Raw genomic sequence first — 2,209 nt, forward strand, 5'->3', positions numbered from 1 at the left:
GTCGTACTCGACCAGGCGCCCATGGCGCACTCCCTCGCTGTCGGTGTCGGCAGTGAAGAAAGCGGTGCGATCGGAGACGCGGGCCGCCGTGCCCGGGTCAGCGGCCGAGGGCGTCCAGCGAGTACAGGGCCGAGGTCGCCGCGCGCGCCACGAGGGCGTCGTCGTAGGTGGCGTCCTCCTCGTCGCGGCTGGAGAAGACGGCCATGATGATCGGCTCGCCCTCCTCCGGCCAGAGCACGGCGATGTCGTTGCGGGTGCCGTAGCCGCCGGCACCGCTCTTGTCGCCCACGGTCCAGCTGTCCGGTACCCCGGCGGGGATCAGCGTCGCGCCGGTGGTGTTGGTGGTCATCCACTCGACGAGCTGGTCGCTCTCCTGGGCGTCGAGGACGTCCCCGAAGACGTACTCGTTCAGCGTCTCGGCCATGGCGCGGGGGGTGCTGGTGTCACGGTCGTCGCCGGGCGTCGCCTCGTTCAGCTCGGTCTCCAGCCGGTCCACGTTGGTGGTCTCGTCCCCGACACCGCGCAGCGCGGCCTGGAGGCCGGTGGGACCGCCGAGGGCGTCGAAGAGGAGGTTGGTGGCGGTGTTGTCCGACTGGCGGACCGCCGCGGCGGCGAGGTCCCGCAGCGTCATGCCCTCATCGGTGAAGCGTTCGGTGACCGGGGAGTGGGAGATCAGGTCGGCCTTGTCGTAGGCCACCACGTTGTCGATGCCGTCCAGGCCGTACTGGGCGAGGAGCGCACCGGCTGCGAGCGCCTTGAAGGTGGAGGCGAAGGCGAACCGCTCGTCCGACCGGTACTCGACCTCCTCCCCGGTGCCGGTGTCGAGCGCGTAGACGCCGAGCCTCGCGTCGAACTCGTTCTCCAGCTGCTCGAAAGTGGAGGCCGCCGACGCCTGCGCGTCGGGGTTCTTCTCGGAGGGGTCCACCTCTCCGCCGGCCGAGCCGCCGTTGCCGTCCCCGTTCCCCGGCGAGCTGTCACCGGCGGAGCAACCGACCATCGCGACGACGGCGAGCGAGAGGGCGAGGCCCACCGCTCTGCGACGGGGGCGGGCTGAATGGTGCATCGATGCGTCTCCTCGTGGTCCGGGACGGGGGAACGCCGCCACTCGGCTGGCGCGGCAGCGTTCTGCGCCTCACGCGTCCCGCGCGGTCAACGGCCGGCTGCGTCAGGTGTTGCATCGTGAGGGTAACCGGAGCGCGGGCGACCGGTACGTACCTGTCTCGCGTCGCTGCGCGAAAAGGTGACGCGCCGTGGGGCGGCGGACGCGGCCGACCCTCCGTGAACAAGCCGCGCACGCGGCGGACGGGTGAGCGGCCACCTGACAACTGCGCAGCTCAGCAACAATGTTGCGGATGGTTCTCCCCGGCTTGTACCGGGCCGGTGGAACGAGACAAGGATCACGCTACGGAACCGTTCGCACCGTCTCCCGTTCGCTGGTGCACACAACCGGCGGACGGTGGCGGGGGTGTACCGGGACCGTGCGCCGGGGTCGGGCCTCCCGGCGGTCGCGCGGCCCTGGCGCCGCCCACGCAGGGCGATGGGCGCCCGTGCGACGGACGCCTGACGGGCTGTCGGCTCACTCCGCACCCGGCGCGCGGGGCGGTCCCGCCGCCGCGGCCCGTACCGCGAGCACCGCGACGTCGTCGTCCCCGGTACCGCCGTGACGTTGGACGTCGTCGAGCAACCAGGTGAGCAACGCCTCCGGGTCGCGACCGGGATACGTCCGCAACCGCTCGGCCGGGTCGTAGAACCGGCCGTCGGCGTCACGGGACTCGCTGACACCGTCCGTGTACATCAGCAGGACGGCGCCGGGCGGCAGCGGCACCACGAGCGGCCGGGCGGCGGGGCCACCGAGTCCCGTCAGCCCCAGCGGCAGCGCGGCGGCCGGGGGCTCCAGCGCGCGGACGGAGCCGTCCGCACCGAGCAGCAGCGGTGAGGGGTGGCCGTGGTTGAGCAGCCGTAGCTCCGTGACAGGGGCGTCCCGGACGGGCGCGTCCCGGGCGGTGCCCGCGCGCGCGACGCGGGCGGCGGGGTCGGGGCCCGCGTGCCCGGCGGGATCGGGGGCTACCGAGGCAGCGCGAGGGGCGCTCACACCTTCCGGTGAAGCGCTCCCGGCGCGTGTCGGCACCCCGCCTCGCGCCTCTCCCCCACCCGCGGCAGCCGTCGCCCGCGGCGGCGGTGCGGCGTCCGGAGCGGTGCCGTCCGCGGC

At 73.8% G+C, this 2,209-nt stretch carries 2 protein-coding genes; both read right to left on the bottom strand.

Going from position 1 to position 2,209, the window contains the following annotated elements:
- Window positions 1-97 precede the first annotated feature (97 nt).
- Window positions 98-1,063, bottom strand: coding sequence for a class A beta-lactamase (gene bla / locus HCJ92_RS23755; protein ID WP_167935669.1), 966 nt, complete (start codon window positions 1,061-1,063; stop codon window positions 98-100).
- A 513-nt stretch (window positions 1,064-1,576) separates the two neighbouring features.
- Window positions 1,577-2,092: a SpoIIE family protein phosphatase gene (locus HCJ92_RS24515; RefSeq protein WP_338054359.1), complete on the bottom strand. Its 516-nt coding sequence runs from the start codon at window positions 2,090-2,092 to the stop codon at window positions 1,577-1,579.
- Between the last annotated feature and the right edge of the window lie 117 nt (window positions 2,093-2,209).

The sequence above is a fragment of the Streptomyces spiramenti genome (assembly GCF_012034385.1).
Taxonomy (GTDB): domain Bacteria; phylum Actinomycetota; class Actinomycetes; order Streptomycetales; family Streptomycetaceae; genus Streptomyces; species Streptomyces spiramenti.